The sequence below is a fragment of the Thioalkalivibrio sp. ALE21 genome (genome assembly GCF_003208255.1).
Classification (GTDB): domain Bacteria; phylum Pseudomonadota; class Gammaproteobacteria; order Ectothiorhodospirales; family Ectothiorhodospiraceae; genus Thioalkalivibrio; species Thioalkalivibrio halophilus.
Window position 1 is genome coordinate 30831 of record NZ_QKMA01000005.1, and the last position, 20182, is coordinate 51012.

The 20182-nt window shown below is 68.4% G+C and carries 14 protein-coding genes; 3 read left to right on the top strand and 11 right to left on the bottom strand.

All coding sequences use genetic code 11. The features are described 5' to 3' along the window. Positions 1-28 precede the first annotated feature (28 nt). The 6 genes from D893_RS06130 to D893_RS06155 are packed head-to-tail and all read right to left on the bottom strand — an operon-like array spanning position 29 to position 8773. Positions 29-3940, bottom strand: coding sequence for a YhdP family protein (locus tag D893_RS06130; protein ID WP_281623684.1), 3912 nt, complete (start codon positions 3938-3940; stop codon positions 29-31). A gap of 16 nt (positions 3941-3956) precedes the next feature. Then, the gene (rng, locus tag D893_RS06135) at positions 3957-5420 is read right to left on the bottom strand and encodes a ribonuclease G (RefSeq protein ID WP_018870127.1); all 1464 of its coding nucleotides are present in this window, start codon (positions 5418-5420) and stop codon (positions 3957-3959) included. A gap of 46 nt (positions 5421-5466) precedes the next feature. Further along, entirely contained in the window at positions 5467-6600 is a 1134-nt protein-coding gene (locus D893_RS06140) for an AI-2E family transporter (RefSeq protein WP_110619375.1), read from the bottom strand. Continuing rightward, a complete protein-coding gene (locus tag D893_RS06145) occupies positions 6597-7109 on the bottom strand; it encodes a hypothetical protein (protein WP_110619376.1) in 513 nt (170 codons plus the stop codon). The genes D893_RS06140 and D893_RS06145 overlap by 4 nt, the downstream gene beginning before the upstream one ends. Continuing rightward, on the bottom strand, positions 7106-7852 hold the full coding sequence (locus D893_RS06150) for a GMP synthase (RefSeq protein ID WP_018870130.1): 747 nt from the start codon (positions 7850-7852) through the stop codon (positions 7106-7108). Before D893_RS06150 ends, D893_RS06145 begins: the two co-directional genes overlap by 4 nt. 12 nt (positions 7853-7864) lie before the next feature. Further along, positions 7865-8773, bottom strand: a complete 909-nt coding sequence (locus tag D893_RS06155) for a LysR family transcriptional regulator (protein WP_018946523.1) — start codon at positions 8771-8773, stop codon at positions 7865-7867. A gap of 123 nt (positions 8774-8896) precedes the next feature. Between D893_RS06155 and D893_RS06160 the strand changes: the two genes are divergently transcribed. Continuing rightward, entirely contained in the window at positions 8897-10585 is a 1689-nt protein-coding gene (locus D893_RS06160; protein WP_110619377.1) for a bifunctional diguanylate cyclase/phosphodiesterase, read from the top strand. A gap of 83 nt (positions 10586-10668) precedes the next feature. Further along, positions 10669-11241 carry a hypothetical protein gene (locus tag D893_RS06165; RefSeq protein WP_018946525.1) on the top strand — a complete coding sequence of 191 codons (573 nt, stop codon included), beginning with the start codon at positions 10669-10671 and terminating at the stop codon, positions 11239-11241. A 36-nt stretch (positions 11242-11277) separates the two neighbouring features. On the opposite strand, the gene D893_RS06170 is transcribed toward D893_RS06165, so the two are convergent. The 4 genes from D893_RS06170 to D893_RS06185 form a co-directional block, all read right to left on the bottom strand. Continuing rightward, positions 11278-11568 carry a hypothetical protein gene (locus D893_RS06170; RefSeq protein WP_018871131.1) on the bottom strand — a complete coding sequence of 97 codons (291 nt, stop codon included), beginning with the start codon at positions 11566-11568 and terminating at the stop codon, positions 11278-11280. A gap of 105 nt (positions 11569-11673) precedes the next feature. Then, positions 11674-13350, bottom strand: a complete 1677-nt coding sequence (locus D893_RS06175; RefSeq protein ID WP_018946527.1) for a BCCT family transporter — start codon at positions 13348-13350, stop codon at positions 11674-11676. Between the two features lie 35 nt (positions 13351-13385). Further along, positions 13386-14558: a putative zinc-binding peptidase gene (locus tag D893_RS06180; RefSeq protein ID WP_018946528.1), complete on the bottom strand. Its 1173-nt coding sequence runs from the start codon at positions 14556-14558 to the stop codon at positions 13386-13388. Positions 14559-14622: 64 nt separating this feature from the next. After that, positions 14623-15972: an alpha/beta fold hydrolase gene (locus D893_RS06185; protein ID WP_018946529.1), complete on the bottom strand. Its 1350-nt coding sequence runs from the start codon at positions 15970-15972 to the stop codon at positions 14623-14625. 189 nt (positions 15973-16161) lie between these two features. Here D893_RS06185 and gdhA point away from each other — a divergent pair, with 189 nt between their 5' ends. Further along, a complete protein-coding gene (gene gdhA / locus D893_RS06190) occupies positions 16162-17511 on the top strand; it encodes an NADP-specific glutamate dehydrogenase (protein WP_077244096.1) in 1350 nt (449 codons plus the stop codon). Positions 17512-17595: 84 nt separating this feature from the next. Here gdhA and clpB read toward each other — a convergent pair whose 3' ends face one another. Next, complete coding sequence (gene clpB, locus D893_RS06195; RefSeq protein WP_110619378.1) at positions 17596-20178, bottom strand: ATP-dependent chaperone ClpB; 2583 nt, start codon at positions 20176-20178, stop codon at positions 17596-17598. Positions 20179-20182: the final 4 nt, after the last annotated feature.

Below are 20182 nucleotides of genomic sequence, written 5' to 3' on the forward strand. Positions count from 1 at the left end.
GCGCGTTCCTCGTGATTGTTCGAATTCATTATTGTTCGTTCTCCGCGGCTTCCACTCGGGCTTCCACCCGCGGCCGTTCCCACGGCCCGGTCACGCGATACTCCACCCGGGCCGCCTCTTCCATTTGATCGCCGATCCCCAACACGCGTTCGAGCAGCAGTACCGCCGCCCCCGTCACCGGGCCGCCCAGCAGCGCCCCCGCGATCGGCAACGCCGTACGCAGGCGCGGCACGACCACGATTTCCTGGTCGTATTCGCGCGCCACGAGATCCGTATCTCCCCGCACCCGGATGGCGGCCGAGCCGGCTTCCAGGCGGAGCTCCGGCACGTGCAGCACGCCATCACGGAGTCGGGCAGTGCCTTCGAGTTCGCTGAAGGCCAGCCCCTCGACAAACAGGTCGCGAAAATCCAGACGCAGCCGCTGCGGCAGGAGGTCGAGGCTCACCAGGCCCAGCAGCCGTCCGGCGCCGGGCTCGACATCGGCCAGCTCGCCATCGCTCATGGCCAGCGCCATCTCGCCGGTGAGGCGCCGCAGCGACGGCCGGAACAGGGGCCCCGGCCATTCCAGTTGCACCACGCCGTTCCCGGCACCGCCCCGCAGGGCCCGACTCAGGCCCGTGGACTCCAGCCCCTGCCCCCAGTCGCCACCCTCCAGCTCGAACTGCAGCCGACTCTGCCCGCGACCCTCGGCATCCACGCGCCAGCCCCCGCTTCCGGATGCCCGAACACCCGGATCCGGGCTGCGGAGCACCAGATCCTGCAGGGCCAGACCATCGGAGTGGGGGACCAGATCCCCGCGGATGTCGGCGAAACGGTAATCCCCCAGGCGCAGGCTGTCGAGGGCAAGCCGCACCGAGGGCCAGTTGCGGGGATCGGTCAGACCCTCGACGACCGCCGGCTCCTCGAGGGACGGATCCCCGTCGGGTCCGGCGAATTCCAGCTCCGGCAGATCCACCCGTTCCAGCCCCAGCTGCAGATGGTCCCGCCGGTCGCCCATACCGTAGCGCCACCCCACGGTTCCCGCGAGCCAGTCCGAACGGCTTTCCACCTGCCAGCCCCCGAGGTCCCGCACCGCCCGGATCCGGGTTTCCGGAACGCTGAGGCCATCCCAGTGCAGGGCGTGGTCCACGCGCAGGATCAGGCGATTCAGCGGTACCCCGGTGACGGCTTCCTCCGCGGCATCGGGACCGGGACCGGCAACCTGCACGTTCCCCGCCCACGGGGCGCCCTGCAGGGCATCGACCCAGGCGCGGGCATCCAGCTCGCCGAAATGCCCCTCCACCACGGCACCCTGCGAGGGCAGCCCGGGGGGATCCGCCGTCGCCCGCCCCAGCCCCAGGGCCAGCGCCTGCAGCGCCGGCGGCTCCCCGACCCCGGTCTCCGCCAGGACCCGCACGCGTGCCCGCAGGGCATCCCCCAGCACCAGATCCCCCACGGCCGGGCGCTGGTTGCCCAGCGGCAACGACAGCTCCAGCTCGCGTCGCTGCTCCTCGGTCTTGCCCACGGGTGCAGGCCAGTCGATGGCCACGCCCTCCAGATCCGAACGCAGATCCAGGCGCATCCCGTCCATCCCGCCCCCCAGGCTCAGTTCCGCGTCCCAATGGGCGCGGCCACTGGCATGGGCCGCCAGTTCCGGAATCCCCTCCAGCCAGGGCTCGATCGGCTGCGGACCACGCAGCCCCAGCCGGGCGCGTTCGCCGTCCAGCGGCCAGTCGATGTCGAGGGCCACCCGTTCGCCATGCACCCCTGCCTCCAGACCCTCGGCATGCACCCGGTCCGCGGTATCGAAACGGATCTCGCCGCGCAGTCCGTCCAGTGCGACCGGCCATTGCGGCACGTTCAGGTCCAGCCCCTGCGGCCGCAGCCGCCCGGCCACCCGCAGGTCATCCATGCGATCGCTGTCCAGCGGCACCAGGAGCTGCAGGTCCAGGCCCGCCGGGCCGGCGGCCTCGGCCCCGTCGCGCAGCTCCGCCAGCTCGTCGCCCAGCCCGGCCCGGCGCAGGTATGCGAGCAGATCGGCCGCATTGCTGTCGGCCGACGCATCCAGTTCGAGATCGGGCTCGCCGGTCATGTCGGTCACGGTGACATCGCCGCGCGTGATGCGGGTGTCGAGGATACGGCCCCGCGCACCCTCGGTGCGGAAGGCCTCGTTGCGAAACCACAGACGCCCCGCCAGTTCCTCCGCCGGCGGCCAGTCCTCCTGATAGTCCAGCACTCCGTCCTCGATGTCGGCCCACAGATCGAACACCCCCTGGTGGTCCGCAAACGGGAATTCGAGCGGGCGCCCCCGGTAGGCCATGCCCCCGCCGGTCCCCCGACCGTCGACGATGCTGCGCGCCAGCCATTGATAGGTGGTCGCCGGGAGATAGCGTTCGGGGAGATAGCGAGCGGCATAGGCCCCGTCGGCATGGTGAATGTCCATCGCCATGGCCAGCAGCGGCCCCTGCTCGTGACCATCCAGGCGCAGTTCTCCGCGCAGCGAAGCCGCCCCCTGCTCGGCCCGGACCTCCAGCCCCTCGCCGGTCACGGTCCAGTCGCCCGGCGCATGCCGCCGTGCATGCAGCTCGCCGCGCAGGCGGTCCAGCCACAGGATCTCGTCACCCAGCACGCGCGGGAACTCCGCACGCAGGTGTTCGCCATCGAACGTGGCGCCGGCCTCGTCGGTCTCCGCGTCCCACCATGCACGCAGATCCAGGCCACGCACCCCCGGCCAGTCGCCATCGGTGCGCAGACTGAACGAGCGCAGATCGAGCTCTGCTTCGCGGATCCGCAGACGGTCGTCGTCGCGCCGCGCCACCAGCGTGCCCTCCGCCAGGCGGCCGCGCGGACGCAGGCGCGCCACAGGGTCCGCCAGGGCGGGCGCCGCATGATCCAGCAAAGGCTTGAACGGGGCATAGACGTCGGCCTCCAGCCCGCGCGCGGCCAGCTCCAGCCGGTCCACCACGGCGCCGTGCGCCCCCGTCTCCAGGCGATAGCGCATGCGCAGGTCACCGGAACCGGGCCGCGTGCCGGTCCAGGCGGAGCGGTGCCAGGCATCGTCCACGTGCCAGTCGAAGCGGTGTCCGAGTTCGCGCTCGCGCGCGTCCTCGTCGCCGTTCATCCGGGTGGTATGGAACCCGCGCAGACGGGTGAGGCGACCGTCTTCCAGGTCACCCCAGATCCGCGCCCCGCTGGTGCCGTCGATCGCCGGCAGGCCGAGATACGCCAGCCAGGGTGCCCAGTGAGCGATCTCCAGGCTCTGGCCCTCGAGGAAGAACCGGGCATCGCGGGCGGCGGACGCCGGGATCCGCACGCCCAGTTCGAAACGACCGGCGGCCTGCGGGTCGAGGGCGCCCGCCAGCCGCAGCAGGCCGTCGCCATCCGCGGCGCTGCGAAAGCTCAGACGCTCCAGCCGGGCGGCCGACGTAATACCGGCAACGCGGTCCTCCCACACCAGCGAGATCGCCTCGCCATCGAACTCCGGCCAGGCCTCCAGCGCATGTTCCAGCACCGCGCCCTCGCCGGTGCCCATGGTGTGGCCATGGAAGGTGACCCGCCCGTCCGCCTGGCGGACCAGACGGGCCTCCATGCCGATGACCTGCAGCCGCAGGCGGGGCGCCCACGCGCGCAACGACGCCACCGGGTCCAGGGTGGCCCCGACCCGTTCGACCTCCAGGGGCTCGGCCTCGCCCTCGACCATGTGCACCCCGCGCACCACCAGCTCGGGGGTCCAGCCGCGCCAGCCCAGCTCCACCGACTCGGCCCGCACCTGCATGCCGGAGGTTTCGGAAGCGGCCGTTTCCAGGCGTTCGTGCAACCCGTCCCAGTGCGGCAGGAACAGCCGCAGGCCCAGCAGCACGAGCACCAGCAGCAGGACCACGACAAGCAACGCAGGCAGCAGCACCCGAGCGATCGTGCGCAGCCTGTTCCAGGCGTACCCGGTTCGCTCCGCTGCATTCACGCTGGAAGACCTCCCGTCAGACAAACACGACGTCGAACTGCTCCTGGGTGTAGAGGGTTTCGACCTGGAAACGGATGGGGATGCCGACGAAGCTCTGCAGCTCCGCCAGGCTCGCCGACTCCTCGTCCAGCAGCAGGTCGATCACGCTCTGCGAGGCCAGCACCCGCAGTTCGCGGGCATCGTACTGGCGCACCTCCCGAAGGATCTCGCGAAACAGTTCGTAACACACGGTTTCGGCCGTCTTGAGATACCCCCGGCCGCCACAGGTGGGACAAGGCTCACACAACTGGTGTTCGAGGCTGTCGCGGGTGCGCTTGCGGGTCATTTCCACCAGTCCCAGCGGCGACACGTCGCAGATCTGGGTCTTCACGTGGTCGCGTTCCAGCGCCTTCTCCAGCGCGCGGATCACCTGGCGCTTGTGCTCGTCATCCTGCATGTCGATGAAATCGATGATGATGATCCCGCCGAGATTGCGCAGGCGCAGCTGGCGACCGATGGCCTGGGCCGCCTCCAGGTTGGTCTTGAAGATGGTCTCCTCGAGCTTGCGGTGGCCGACGAAGCCGCCGGTGTTGATGTCCACCGTGGTCATCGCCTCGGTCTGGTCGAAGATCAGGTAGCCGCCGGATTTCAGCTCGACCTTGCGCTCCAGCGCGCGCTGGATCTCCTCGTCGATGTTGAACAGATCGAAGATCGGCCGCTCGCCGGGGTAGTGCTCGATGCGTTCGGTCAGCTCCGGCAGATAGCGCCGGGAGAAATCGACGATCTTCTGGTAGGTCTCGCGCGAGTCGATGCGGACCCGTTCCAGATCCACCCCGACCATGTCGCGCAGGATGCGCTGAACCAGCGGCAGGTCGGCGTACACCTCGGTCCCGGCCGGCGCGCTGCGCGCGGCTTCCTGCAGGCTGTCCCAGATCTTCTTGAGGAACGCGGTATCGGTGCGGAGGGCCTCGTGGTCCGCCAGCTCCGCCGCGGTGCGCACGATGAAGCCGTGCTGCGGGGCCAGTTCGTCGCGCAGGGCCTCGACCTGTTCGCGCAGGCGGGCACGCATGGCATCGTCCTCGATCCGCGTGCTGACCCCGACGTTGTTCTGGTTGGGCATCAACACCAGGTGACGGGCCGGCACGGTGATGTAGGTCGTCAGGCGCGCGCCCTTGGAACCCATCGGGTCCTTGGTCACCTGCACCAGCAGCTCCTGCCCTTCGTGCAGCAGATCGCGGATCCCTTCGCTGCCCCGCCCCTCGTCCTCGTTACGCGAGATCACGTCCGAGGCATGCAGAAAGGCGGTGCGGTCGCGCCCGATCTCGACAAACGCGGCATCCATCCCCGGCAGCACGCGCACCACGCGCCCCTTGTAGATGTTGCCGACGATCCCCCGCTGGCGCGCGCGCTCGATGTGCAGTTCGGTCAGCACGCCGTTCTCCACCAGGGCCACCCGGCTCTCCTGGGGCGTGACGTTCATCAGCAGTTCGGTTCCGGTCATGCGGGGTCTTTGGTCGGCGTGTACGAAAAAGGAACGCGACTCCGCCTCAGGCGGAGTCGCGCGCGGGGGTCGCTGCGGCAGGATCCGCGTCCCCGTCGGACGGCGGCGGATCGCCCGGCGGCGATCCGGGTGGCAGGGACCGCGGCCAGGACTTGATCACCGCATGCACCAGGGTGGCCAGCGGGATGGCGAAGAACACGCCCCACAGGCCCCAGATCCCGCCGAAGATGAACACCGAGGCGATGATCGCCACCGGATGCAGGTTGACCACCTCGGAGAACAGCAGCGGCACCAGCACGTTGCCGTCGAGGAACTGGATCACGCCGTAGGCCACCAGCACCCAGGCGAACTCGGAACTGAGGCCGAACTGGAAATACGCCACCGCCGCCACGGGGATGGTCACGACCGCGGCACCGATGTAGGGGATGATCACGGAGATGCCGACCATGAACGACAGCAGCACCGCGTATTCCAGCTGGAACCAGTTGAACGTGGCGAAGCTGACGACCCAGACGATCAGGATCTCGATGAACTTGCCGCGCACGTAGCTGGCGATCTTCACGTTCACCTCGCCCCAGACCTCGCTGGCCAGATGGGTATCCCGAGGCAGGAAACCCCGGATCCAGCCGAGGATCTGGTCGCGGTCCTTGAGCATAAAGAACACCATCAGCGGAACCACGATCAGGTAGATCACCACGTCCACCAGATGGCGTGCCGACGCCAGCGAGAAGGTCACCACCTGCTGCCCCAGCTGGGTGGCCTCGGCACGGATCGCGCCCATCAGCTCGAACACCTGCTCGTCGGTGATCAGCTGGGGGTAGCGCTCCGGCAGCTGCAGCAGCAGTTTCTGCCCCTCGGAGATCATGCCCGGCAGCTCGCGCACCAGCTGGGTCACCTGCTGCGACATCAGCGGCACCACGCTGAACAGTGCGGCCAGCGTGGCCAGCAGTGCTCCCAGCAGCACCAGTATCACCGCGAGGATGCGCGGCACCCGCAGGCGCTGCAGCTTGGCCACTGCCCCTTCCAGGAGATAGGCGATGATCACGCTCGCCAGCAGCGGCGCCAGGATGCGCCCGGCGAACACGATGATCAGCAGCCCGACCAGCAACAGCATGGCCAGGATCACCACCTGCGGATCCGTGAAGTGCCGCCGGTACCACTGGCGGAGCATGTCGATCATGACGTCGGGCTGTCCTTGTCGTTGCCGTCGCGATGCGGGTCCTCGGCCTGCACCCTGGCCTGATAGTGCGACCAGAATACCGTTTCCAGTTCGTCGATGACCTCGCTGGCCTCGCGCCCCTGCATCACGTGCTGGGCCATCAGGGACGAGGCCTCGTTGAGCAGCTTGCCGCGGTCCAGCATGTAATAGGTGGCGGTCAGCCGGCGCATCGCCTTGATCACCGACTCGCCCGCGGGCCGCGGGATGGGCTCGGGTTCCGGCACGCCGGCCGGCTCGGGTTCGGACCCCGCGGCGATATCACCGGACTCCTCGCCCGCGCCATCGCCCTGGGATTCGAGGAAACGCGCGAATTTCAGCAGGCTCGTCCGGTCGGCTTCGGACAGGCGCGCGGCCACCTCGGCGATGGCCTCGGTGGTCACATCACGCTTGCGCCGGCCCTGGCCTCCGGCCAGGACCTGTCCGAGATCCCCGGGCAGGCCGGCGTCCGTCGAGCCCTTCGGCGGGATCATCCATCACCCTCGATCTGCAGGCTGAACACGGGCATCTTGCGCCGCTCCTGCATCAGCGACAGCTGCTTGACCAGGGCGACGAGCAGTTCGTCGGTAACCTGCTGCATCTGGTTCCATTCCATGCGCGCCTCGCCGAGCAGTTCGCCCATGTTCGGCGGCGGATTGTGGTCGCCCTCCATCAGGATATCCTCGAGCATCCCGGGCTTGGCCTCCGGACGGAACAGCATGCCATAGGTCAGCTCGTCGGGCCGCACCATCAGCCACTGGCCATCGTCATCCACCATGATCGGCTCCAGACCCTCGGGCAGCTCCACCGAGCCGTGGTGCAGCTGCAGCACGCGGTGGCCGTCCACCGCCTCGGCCACCGGGTCACCCTCGCCGGCCGCGGTCTTGTGGGCGGTGGTGAAACGCGCCACGTAGGGCGGCTCCTCGCTGGCCGTACCGCCGGCCTGCTCGGCCACCAGCAGTCCGCCCATGCCCAGCCCGACCACCGGGCGCTGCGAGCGGCGGAAGATGTCGATCAGGGACAGTTCGTCCGGGACCTGCGGGTTGTTCTCGCGGTCCGCCGTGGGCCAGGCCCCGCCCAGCAGCCACAGGCCGTCGAACTGGGCCGCCGACCCGGGCAGGTCCTGCCCGACGAAGGGACGGTAGTAGGAGAATCCAATGTCGCGTTTTTCGAGCTGGGCCTCGATCAGGGCCAGGAACTCGGAATAGGTGTGCTGTACTACGCAGTAGTTCTTCATCGCACTTTGTCCTTATTTGGGCATGTCGGGGCCGGGCCGGCAGTAGTCCTGCAGGAACTGCTTGAGCACCTCCAGCGTCGGCACCCGGAATTTCTGTCGCGCATGGACCAGCGAGATTGGCCGTTCCAGCGCGGGATCGAGCGGGATCGCCGCCAGTTCGCCCAGGGCCAGTTCCTTGGCCACCACGGCCTCGGACAGCACCGAGACCCCCATACCGGCGGCCACGGCCCCCTTGATGGCCTCGGGGCTGCCCAGTTCCATGCAGCCGCGCAGGGCGTTGCGGTCGTACCCGGCCTGCCCAAGGTACTCCATGATGACCTCGCGGGTCCCGGAACCCTCCTCACGGCATATGAATGGGGCGTCGATGAAGGCCTCCACCCCGACACTGTCGTGTCCGGCGAGCGGATGGTCGGGCGGTACGATCAGCTGCAGACGGTCACTGAAACAGGCCTGCACCTCCAGACTGCGATGGGTCACCGGCGCCTCAACGATGCCCAGGTCCACGCTGCCTTCCTCGACCATGCCCACCACCATCCCGGTGTTGCCCACCCGCAGGCGGATGCCGATCTCCGGATGCGCACGGCGAAACGCCCCCAGCAGCGACGGCAGCATGTATTCGGCCACCGTGGTGCTGGCGCCGATCACCAGGGCCCCGGCGGCCCCCTTCAGCTCGCGCAGGGCGGCCTCCATCTCGCCGTAGGTATCGAAGATCCGCTCGGCGTAACGCCGCACCAGTTCCCCGGCTTCGGTCAGGGCCACCCGGTTGTGGTTGCGGTCGAACAGCCGCGCGTCCAGCTGCTCTTCCAGCTGGCGGACCTGAAAGGTGACCGCCGGCTGCGTCATGTGGAGGATCTCCGCGGCGCGGGTAAAGGACAGCTGCCGCGCCACCGTCAGAAACACCTGCAAGCGTCGATCGGCCATCGGCCCCGTTCACCCCTGTCGCGCCGGAAACCGGCATGCTACCAGTGCCACTGCCCGCGCGGCACATGCCGGCGCAGGGATCCCGCTTGCATCCGCTGCAGCAATACTCCAGAAAGGGACATCATGGACATACAACAGCTGCTCGACTCCCGCTGGCGGCCCGAACCCTGGCTGGAGATTTCCGGTGGCCGACGGCTGGCCGCCCTGGTACTCATCCTCATCCAGATGGGTGCCGTGGTCGCTCTGGTCCTGCGCACCGGCGGCACCGCCACCGCCTACCTGAATTTCATCCTGATCCCGATCCTGGCCGGGGCCGCGATCTTCGGCCCGCGCGGAGGCGCCGCGCTGGGCCTGCTCGCCGGACTGGTCCTGGGCCCGTTCATGCCCCTGGACACCACCACCGGGCAGATGCAACCGCTGCTCAACTGGACCACCCGTGCGGGACTCTATGTCTTCCTCGGCGGGGTCACCGGCTGGATGTTCGCCCAGCTCCACGGGCACGCGCGGCGTCTGGTGGACCAGGCGCTTGCCAACCCGCTGACCGGCCTGCCAAACCGCCAGGCGCTGGAGCGCGACCTGGCGGAGCCGAACATCCCCCGCCCGGCATGGCTCGCGAGCCTGCGAATGGACAACTATGCGGATGCCGTCAGCGCCCTGGGGCTGGAAGCCGAACGCCGCCTGGTGCAGGCCATCAGCCAGCGGCTGCAGACCATGGCCGAGGCAACCGGCAGTCGCCTCTACCATGTCCACGACGACCATTTCGCCCTGATCGTTCCGGCCAACGGCGAGGCACCCTGCAGCGAGATCACCCGTCTGGCCGTGGAGCGGCTGGAGGCCCCGTTTCTGGTTCGCGGCATCCCGGTTTATCTGGGGGCACACGCCGGGGTCGCGGCCTTTCCGACCGGGCCTCGCGACGATCCCGCCGGTTTGCTGACCCGCGCCTGGATGGCCATGCACGAAGCGCGCACCAGCGGGCTTCCCTGCCGTGTCTGGAACGCCGAGCAGGAAGAGCGCTCGCGGCGCACGGTCGAGCGTCTCGGCGAACTGCAGGAGGCACTCGGCCGCGAGCAGCTGCACCTGTGGTATCAGCCCAAGACTCGCCCGGACGACGGCCGCCTCCTCGGGCTGGAAGGCCTGCTCCGCTGGGAGCACCCGCGGCTAGGCAATATCCCGCCCGACGAGTTCATGCCGCAGGCCGAACACACCGGCCTGATCCACCCGCTGACCCGCGAACTGCTGGAACGCGCGGCCGCCGACACACTGCGCCTGCGCGAATCCGGGATCGACGTACCGGTGAGCGTAAACGTGTCCGCCCGGAATTTTCTCGATCCCGAGTTCGCCGAGCACGTGCTCGCGATCATCCGGGGGGCCGGGCTGTCACCCCGCGACCTGGAGCTGGAATTCACCGAGACCGCGGTCATGGCCAACCCCGAGGAGGTCATCGCCGCCCTCGGCCGCCTGCAGAACGCCGGAGTCGACGTGGCGATCGACGACTTTGGCACCGGCCAGGCGTCGCTATCCTACCTGCGCCGACTCCCGGTGCACGCACTCAAGCTCGACCAGGCGTTCGTGCGCGACATGACCCGGCGTACGGTCGACGCACAGATCACCCGCGCCGCCATCGGTCTGGGCCATGACCTGGGCCTGCGGGTCGTGGCCGAGGGCGTCGAAGACGACCGGACCCTGCTGGAGCTGGAGCAACTGGGCTGCGATGCGGTTCAGGGGTACGGCATCGCCCGGCCAATGCCGCTGGACGACGTGATCCGCTGGACACACGCGAATTCGCCGCCAGTGCCGGCGCCGGCCACCTGAGGAGCCGGGGACGGGTCTCCCGGAAAACCCGGGGCACCAGTGCGAATGTGCACATTGCCCGGCGTTTCCCTAGACTGCGCCGCATGAGCAAGGCCTGGAAGAAACTCGATCTGGAAGGTGGCGGGCTGCAGGCGGTCAACGCCCGGCTGGCCAGCACCATGCGCTCGCGGCCGGCAGCCTATGCCGCGTGGCTGCTGTTCCCCGTCGGCGGGCACCGTTTCTATCTCCACGAACCCGTCGGTGCGGTGGCGTTCATCGCCGGCAGCGCGGCCACCGCCGCCCTCGCCGTCCTCGTACCCGGACTCTGGTGGCTGCTCCCGGCGGCCCCGGTCGCCGCGCTGGCGGCCTTCGACCTGGTGTGGATCGACCGTCGCGTGACGCGCTACAACAAGGAACTGCGGATGCGGGCCTTCCTGCGCAAGGGCGACCGCCCGCCGCAGGACTATCGCGGACGCTACACCTCCGACGAGGACGCCCGGCGCGAGCTGCAGGAATACCAGGAGGTCAAGGAAGGCGAACGCCCGGGCCAGCCGGGCCCCGCCGGTGCCAACGACCGCGATCGCGATGCCGGGGGGAAACGCCGCATGCCCAGCTTCAACGAACAGGAGGCAATGCTGCGGCAGATGCGGCAGCGCCGTCAGGACGACGAGGACTGACCGGCCGCCCCGGCGTCCCCGTCGCCAACCGCCGGCTCAGTCGTCGCCGGGGCGCCACACGCCGCTGGCTTCCTGCGGGGCGGCGGGCTGCTGCTGCTTCTGGCCTTCCACGTCGTCGAACACCGATTCGGTGAAGGCGGCGAGCTGCTTGAGGTAATCCTTGCGTTCATCCACCGACTCGGGCATCTGCGCCAGCAGAAAGCCGGTGATCGCACTCAGGTACTGCACGGCCACCAGCGGCTGCTGGGCACGCGGATCGGCCTCGGCCAAGACGCCCTGAACCTTCTGGATCAGTTCGCCGGACAGCTGCAGGGTTTCGTCGCTCATTTCCGGATTCTCCATTCACACTCAAAGTTTACGCGCAACCCTAAGCCATGCCCGGAAGCACCGAAAGTCCGCCCGTGCAGCGACGGGCCTTTAGGGAAACACTGATCAGCCCTGACGCGAGCGCCAGCCCTCGTCGTCGCGATCATCGTCGGACGAATGCTCCGCCAGCGGGGCGTCGTCCTCCACGTCGAAATCCTCGTAGGCCCGGTCAGGCGGGACCTGCCAGGGCTCGGAGGGCACGATGTTGTGCTCGCCGGGACGCGGTGCCCACCGCTCCTCCTCCAGCCCGCGGATCAGCCCGACGACCATCACCAGCATCACCAGCGAGAACGGCAGGGCCGCCAGGATGACCGCGCTCTGCAGCACTTCCAGCCCGCCGGCCAGCAGCAGCACCGCGGTCAGCAGGCCCATCGCCCCGCCCCAGGTCGCCAGGTGCACCGTGCGATGTTCGGTGGAGCCGTGCGCCAGAAGGGTGTTGATGACCACGATCCCGGCGTTCGCGGAGGTCAGCAGGTAGGTCGCGATCAGCACGGTCACCAGTATGCTGCCGCCGATCGCGACCAGCCCCGGCTCCAGGGTCTCCATGGTCAGGAAGGTGGCCCGGGTCATGTCCTCGCTGACCGCGACAGCGATGCCGGCCACCCCCTCGGATTCGGCGTACAGCGCGGTCCCGCCCAGCAGCCCCAGCCACACGAAGGTGATCAGGGTCGGCATCAGCAGCACGCCCATCACGAACTCGCGCAGGGTGCGCCCGCGCGATATGCGCGCGATGAACAGCCCGACGAACGGCGCCCAGGCCAGCCACCAGCCCCAGTAGAAGACCGTCCAGTCGGCATGCCAGCCGTCGGTATGGTGGGCATGGGTGTACAGCGACAGCCCCATCAGGTTCTGCAGATAGGAGCCGGTGGACTGCACCACCAGCGCCAGCAGGTACTGGGTCGGCCCCCAGATCAGCAGCAGCGCGAGCAGCCCTGCGCTGAGCCACATGTTGGCCTGCGAGATCCGCTGCACGCCGGACTGCAGCCCGGTCGCCACCGACAGCACCGCGATCACCGTGAGCACCGCGGTGATCACCACCTCGGTGGTCGCCGAGGTGCCCATCCCGGTGAGGTGGTCCAGTCCCGACCCCAGCTGCTGGATGCCCAGGCCCAGGGTGGTGGCGATGCCGAATACCGTCGCGAGGATCGCCAGCAGGTCGACGATGTCACCCGGCCAGCCATGCACGTACTTGCCCAGCATCGGGTGCAGGGCCGAGCGCAGGGCCAGCGGCTGGCCACGACGAAAGCCGAAATAGGCCAGCATCAGCGCCAGAAGCGCGAACACCGCCCATGCGTTCAGCCCCCAGTGGAAATAGGTCAGCACCATGGACATGTCCGCCGCCGCGGGGTCGCCGTCGCCGGCCACGAACGGATTGCCGCCATAGTGACTGAGGGGCTCGGCCACCGCCCAGAACAGCAGCCCCACGCCCATGCCCGCGGCGAACAGCATCGCCAGCCAGGACAGGGTAGTGAACTCGGGGACCTCGTCGTCATGCCCCAGACGGACGTCCTTGTAACGGCCGATGCCCAGCCAGATTACCAGGACCAGGAAGAAGGCCATGGCGGCGACGTAATACCACTCCAGCAGGGGACTGAGGAAATCGCGTGCCCCGCTGACCGCGGAATCGACCTGATCGGTACGGTAAATCGCCAGCGCCACGATGATCAGCACGGCAACGATGGAGACGAAGGCGACTCGGGGATTCAGGCCCTTGAACGGACCGCGAGTGGCAACGTTGTACATGGGCTCCCCTGGTTTCCGGGTCCGGCGCGGGCGGGTCAGGCGGATGACCGCCGGGACGCGAACGACTCGCCGGCCGGCCCCGTCCCGGGCCCCGGTCCCGACGCTTCGCGCGCGGCCCGAATGATCGCATGGACCCACCGCAGCTTCGCAATCGCGGCCGGGGTCAGCGTGAACGGGTAGATGTGGCCGTGCCCCATGCTGCGGTTGAGGCTGTTGAGGGCATTGGTCAGCGGCAGCCAGTGATCCATCAGGGTATCGATGTCCGGGGCATGATAGGGATCATAGTCCGGCGCGTGGCTCATCGCCGACCCGGCCAGCCCCTCGGCGCCAACCTCGAGGCCATAGGCCCGCGCGGTGTCCAGGGTATCCACGATGTGCAGATAGTGCGCCCAGGTCTCCGCCCAGTCCTCCCACGGATGAGCACTGGCATAGGCACTGACGAAGCGCTCCTGCCAGTCGGCCGGCGGCCCCTCGCGATAATGCCGGCGCAGCGCGGCATCATAATCGGCGCGCTCGTCGCCGAACACCCGGCGGAAATCCTCGTGCGCCGGGCCACCGCGCACCAGGCGTTCCCAGTAATGGTGGCCGCTCTCGTGGCGGAAATGCCCCAGAATGGTGCGATAGGGCTCGGCCATCGCCTCGCGCATGCGCTCGCGCACCGCCGGATCGGCCTCGGCGATATCCAGGGTGATGAGACCGCCGGCATGCCCGGTCACCACGCCGCCGCCTTCCTGAAAGGCCGGCGCGGTGGACGCCAGGAAATCGAACGCCAGGCCCGCGGGATCATCGCGTTTCGGCGTCACCGGCAGACCGAGCCGCAGCAGGCCATAGACCAGACGCCTCTTCTCAGCCTCCAGACGCGCCCACAGGGTCCGGTTCCCGGGAACACTCAGATCGGGGATGGTCCGGTTGAGACGGCATGCGCGGCAGAACGGATCCGGATCCGACTCCGGCACCATCCAGTTGCAGATGCCGTCCACCGCATAATGCCGACACTGCCGATAGCGCTGGCCATCCGGCTCCCCGGCTATTTGCCACCATCCTTCCGGAACCTCGCGGCCATGCCGGTCGGTGCCCGCCCCGACCGGGGCCAGGGCCGCCACCCGCATGCGGTCGGGCAGAAAACCCAGACGGTGGCCGCAGCGGGTGCAGCAGGTATTGTCGAAATGCACCGCAAGGCCACAGGCCTCGCACTCGAACAACTGCATGGATATTCCCCGCTGCTCCCGGTCTGCCGGTACCGCCCCAGAGTACGCCCTCCGGCGCCCCGCGTCAGGGCCCCTCGAGCAGCGTCCGCACCCGTTCCAGGGTACGCGGATGCTCGAGGATGCCGGCATGCGTGGCATCCACCCCGTAGAGACTCGCAGCCGCCGCCTGGGCCTCCGGCCGCAACATGCTCTCGAGGCTCACCACGCCGTCGGTAAGTTCGCGGCTGCGCCCGCTGTCCCGACGATGCGCGAACAGCAGGTGCATCTCGGCCGGGATCCCGACCGAGCCGGCGAACAGGCCTTCCAGAAATTCGCTGCCCGGCGCCATGTCACGCCAGACCGGCACCACGACCGGCGCATGCGCGACCCCGGTCGCGGCCATCCGGTGGCCTCCCCAGGGCGTGGCCAGGGTCACCAGCCGCGGCACCCGGGCAGGCGCGCCGCGGCGCTCGCGCTCCAGCAGGAAACCGCGCGCCACCAGACCGCCCATGCTGTGCGCCACCACATGATACCGTTCCAGGTCGTGGCGCAGCTCCAGCTCCTCCATCACCTGGGCCAGGTGCACCGCGGCCGCTTCCAGCGGGACACCCGACGGGTAGTAATAAGCCCAGGGCTGGAAACGGCGGGTATCCAGGTCCTCCACCAGCGCCTCGAAAGAGACGGGCGAACCGTTCATGCCATGGATGAACAGCACCGGCTCGCGCGAGGAATCGTAGGGACCATCGAGGAAATACACCCCCGTGTGGCCGTCGCGGACGAAATCCAGTGGCCGCCACTGACTGGCGGCGGCAATCGCCGGATCGAATCGCGGGTCCGCCAGCGTGGTGACAAGACCGAAGGCCGTAACCCGCCCGAGGCTGGGCAGCGAACCATCCTCGTGTTCCACCCGTTCCGCCGCCGCGCCCGCGAACGCCAGACCGCCCTCGGCGAAAACCCCCTCGATCCGCCTCGCGGGGTCGTCGACCCGGATGCGCTCGTCCAGGTAGCGCTCGCCGGCGCCGCAATCGAGCGTTGCACCGCGCTCCCAGGCATGGGCGGCCACGGGCACGGCCTCCGCATCGCGGCCATCCTGCCAGTAACCCAGCACCGACCACACGCCCGGTTCGAGGGCAAAGAACCACTGCCCGCCGGACCCAGTGAGCACGTGATCCACCACCTCCGGCGGCAACCCTTGACCGCGCTCGCGCACCGCCAGCACCACGTAGGCCCCGTCGTCCGGATCCTTGCCAAGCGCTCCGGCCCCGGCGATGCGGCCCTCCAGTACGCAGCCCCCCTGCATCGCGGCAAACTGGCCGCGCGCCTCCAGCAGGGTGCAGCCGGTCCCGGCCACCGCCACGGCCAGCAGCACAGGCATCCACGCAAGCCGCCACATCGCCCGGCGGAACACGTCACGCACCCCTGCCCGCTCATCCATGGTTTCATCCTTTGACCCGGCCTACGGCGGGCCCTGACGCTTCCATTCCGGGCATGTTCCCGCGCCACGCGCCGGCCGTCCAGCCCGCACCATCCATGTGCATTCTGCACCACAAAAGAGCAGACAGGATTGTCCCGGGTAGCAGCTTATGCCTTAATGCGCGCCCATGATTCACACAGGAAGACACTCATGAACGGAAGTCTCGACGAGAAACTCGAGCCGATTTATCAGGAAGTCCTGCACCGCAACCCGGGCGAGACGGAGTTTCACCAGTCCGTGCACGGGGTGCTGCAGACCCTGGGCCCGGTTCTGGTCAAGTACCCGGAATTCGCCGACCTGAAGATCATCCAGCGCATCTGCGAACCGGAACGCCAGATCATCTTCCGCGTGCCCTGGCAGGACGATCGCGGCGAACTGCAGATCAACCGTGCCTTCCGCGTGCAGTTCAACAGCGCGCTGGGGCCGTACAAGGGCGGCATCCGCTTCCATCCATCGGTGTATCTGGGGATCGTCAAGTTTCTCGGCTTCTCCCAGGTCTTCAAGAATGCGCTTACCGGGCTGCCGATCGGCGGCGGCAAGGGCGGCAGCGACTTCGATCCCAAGGGCCGCTCCGACGGCGAGATCATGCGCTTCTGCCAGAGCCTGATCACCGAGATGTATCGCTACCTCGGCGAATACACCGACGTCCCCGCCGGCGACATCGGCGTCGGCCAGCGCGAGGTCGGCTACATGTTCGGGCAGTACAAGCGCCTGACCAACCGCTTCGAATCGGGCGTGTTCACCGGCAAGGGTCTGGACTGGGGCGGCAGCCGCGCGCGCACCGAGGCCACCGGCTACGGTGCGGTGTTCTTCACCCAGGAGATGCTCAAGGCCCGCAACGACTCCCTCGAAGGCAAGCGGGTAGTGATCTCGGGTGCCGGCAACGTGGCGGTCTTCGCCACGCAGAAGGCACAGCAGCTGGGCGCGAAGGTCATCGCCTGTTCGGACTCGCGTGGCGTGATCCTCGACGAGGACGGCCTGGATCTGGACCTGCTGCGTCAGATCAAGGAGCGTGAACGCGGCCCGGTCTCGGACTACGCCGAACGCAAGCCGAGCGCGAAATACCGCGAAAACGGCTGCATCTGGGAGATCCCCTGCGAGGTCGCCCTGCCCTGCGCCACGCAGAACGAACTGACCGGCAAGGACGCGAAGGCGCTGGTCGAAAACGGCTGCATCGCGGTCGCCGAAGGCGCCAACATGCCGGTAACCCCGGAGGGCATTCAGACCTTCCGCGAGGCGGGCATCGCCTTCGGTCCCGGCAAGGCCGCCAACGCCGGCGGCGTAGCCACCAGCGCGCTGGAAATGCAGCAGAACGCCAGCCGCGACTCCTGGACCTTCGAATACACCGAGGCACGCCTGCAGGAGATCATGGCGAACATCCACCAGACCTGCTTCGAGACGGCCGAAGAATACGGCTCGCCGGGCAACTACTCGGCCGGTGCCAACATCGCCGGCTTCGTCAAGGTCGCCCGCGCCATGGAGGCCATGGGCCACATCTGAGGTCCCGGGCCCGAACGCAGGAAGGCCCGCACATGGCGGGCCTTCGGGTCATCCTCAGTGACAGCCGGGACGGACCGGGGCGGCTCAGGCCGCCTCGGCGTGCTTCACAAAGCGCAGGGCCTCGCCCTCCATGTCCACGCGGATGGTGTCGCCGGAGACGAACTCGCCGGACAGCAGCTGCTGCGCCAGCGGGTTCTCCAGCTGGGTCTGGATCGCCCGCTTCAGCGGCCGCGCCCCGTACACCGGGTCGAAGCCCGCCTCGCCGAGGTGATCCAGCGCCGCGTCGGAGACCTCCAGCCCCAGTTCGCGCTCCTCCAGGCGTTCGCGCAGATAGCGCAGCTGGATCTCGGTGATCGCACGGATCTGCTCGCGCTCCAGCGGGTGGAAGACCACCACGTCGTCCACGCGGTTGATGAACTCGGGCCGGAAGTGCTGCCCGACGATCTCCATCACCGCGCCCTTCATGCGATCGTAGTTGTCCTCGCCGGCCATCTCCTGGATCTGCTGCGAGCCCAGGTTGGAGGTCATCACGATCACCGTGTTGCGGAAGTCCACGGTACGCCCGTGACCGTCGGTCAGGCGGCCGTCATCCAGCACCTGCAGCAGCACGTTGAACACGTCCGGATGCGCCTTCTCGACCTCGTCCAGCAGGATCACGGAATACGGCTTGCGGCGCACGGCCTCGGTCAGATAGCCGCCCTCCTCGTATCCGACATAGCCCGGAGGCGCCCCGATCAGCCGCGCCACGGAATGCTTCTCCATGAACTCCGACATGTCGATGCGCACCATGGCCTCCTCGGTGTCGAACAGGAAGCCGGCCAGCGACTTGGTCAGCTCGGTCTTGCCGACGCCGGTGGGGCCCAGGAACAGGAACGAGCCGTTCGGACGGTTGGGATCCGCCAGCCCGGCGCGTGAACGGCGGATGGCGTTGGCCACGGCGGTGACCGCCTCGTTCTGGCCGACCACGCGCTCGCCGATGGCCTCTTCCATGCGCAGCAGCTTGTCCTTCTCGCCCTCCAGCATCTTCGCCACCGGGATCCCGGTCCAGCGCGAGACGACCTCGGCGACTTCCTCGTCGGTCACCTTGTTGCGCAGCAGCCGGGTCTCCTGGCTCTCCATCTCGTGGGCCATGGCCAGGGACTTCTCCAGATCCGGGATCTTCCCGTACTGCAGCTCGGACATGCGCGACAGGTCACCGGCACGCCGCGCGGTCTCCAGCTCCTGACGCGCCCGCTCCAGTTCTTCCTTGAGCTGCGCGGCGCCGGAGACCGAGGCCTTCTCGGACTTCCACACCTCTTCCAGGTCGGAGTACTCGCGCTCCAGGCGCTCGATCTCCTCCTCCAGCGTGCCCAGGCGCTTCTTCGAGGCCTCGTCGGATTCCTTGTTCAGCGCCTCGCGCTCGATCTTCAGCTGAATCAGGCGCCGCTCCAGCCGGTCCATGGACTCGGGCTTGGAGTCAATCTCCATGCGGATGCGCGAACTGGCCTCGTCGATCAGGTCGATCGCCTTGTCCGGCAGCTGGCGGTCGGTGATGTAGCGCTGCGACAGCTGCGCCGCGGCGACGATTGCCGGGTCGGTGATCTCGATCCCGTGGTGCACCTCGTAGCGTTCCTTCAGCCCGCGCAGGATGGCGATGGTATCCTCCTGGCTCGGCTCGTCCACCAGCACCTTCTGGAAGCGGCGCTCCAGCGCGGCGTCCTTCTCGATGTTTTCGCGGTATTCGTTGAGCGTGGTGGCGCCGATGCAGTGCAGCTCGCCACGCGCCAGCGCCGGCTTGAGCATGTTGCCGGCGTCCATCGCGCCCTCGGCCTTGCCGGCGCCCACCAGGGTGTGGATCTCGTCAATGAACAGGATCACGCGACCCTCTTCCTGCGAGATCTCGTTGAGCACCGACTTCAGGCGTTCCTCAAAATCGCCGCGGTACTTGGCCCCGGCCAGCAGCGAGCCCATGTCCAGCGCCAGCACGCGCTTGTCCTTGAGCCCCTCGGGCACCTCGCCGTTGACGATGCGCTGGGCCAGGCCCTCGACGATCGCGGTCTTGCCGACCCCGGGCTCGCCGATCAGCACCGGGTTGTTCTTGGTTCGCCGCTGCAGCACCTGCACCGAGCGACGGATCTCCTCGTCACGCCCGATCACCGGATCCAGCTTGCCCTGCTCCGCACGTTCGGTCAGGTCGGTGGTGTATTTCTCCAGCGCCTGCCGGTTCTCCTCGGCATTGGGGTCGTCCACCTGGGCGCCGCCGCGGATCTGGTCCACCGCGTCCTCGATGGAATCCTTGTTGGCCCCGGCATTGCGCAGCATCTCGCCCACGCCGGCCTTCTCGTCGATGGCGGCGAGGAGAAACAGCTCGCTGGGGATGTACTGGTCCTTGCGCTCCTGGGCCAGCTTGTCACACACGTTGAGCATGCGCCCCAGGTCGCTGGACACGTGCACGTCGCCGGCGGCACCCTCCACCTTCGGCATGCGATCCAGCGCCTCGCCCAGCGCGGAGCGCAGCTGGCGCACGTTGACCCCGGCACGGTCGAGCACGTGGCGGGTGGTGCCGCCCTCCTGATCCAGCATGGCCAGCAGCAGGTGGGCCGGTTCAATGAACTGATGATCCCGGCCCACCGCCAGCGACTGGGCGTCGGAGATCGCGCTCTGGAATTTGGTCGTCAGGCGATCCATTCGC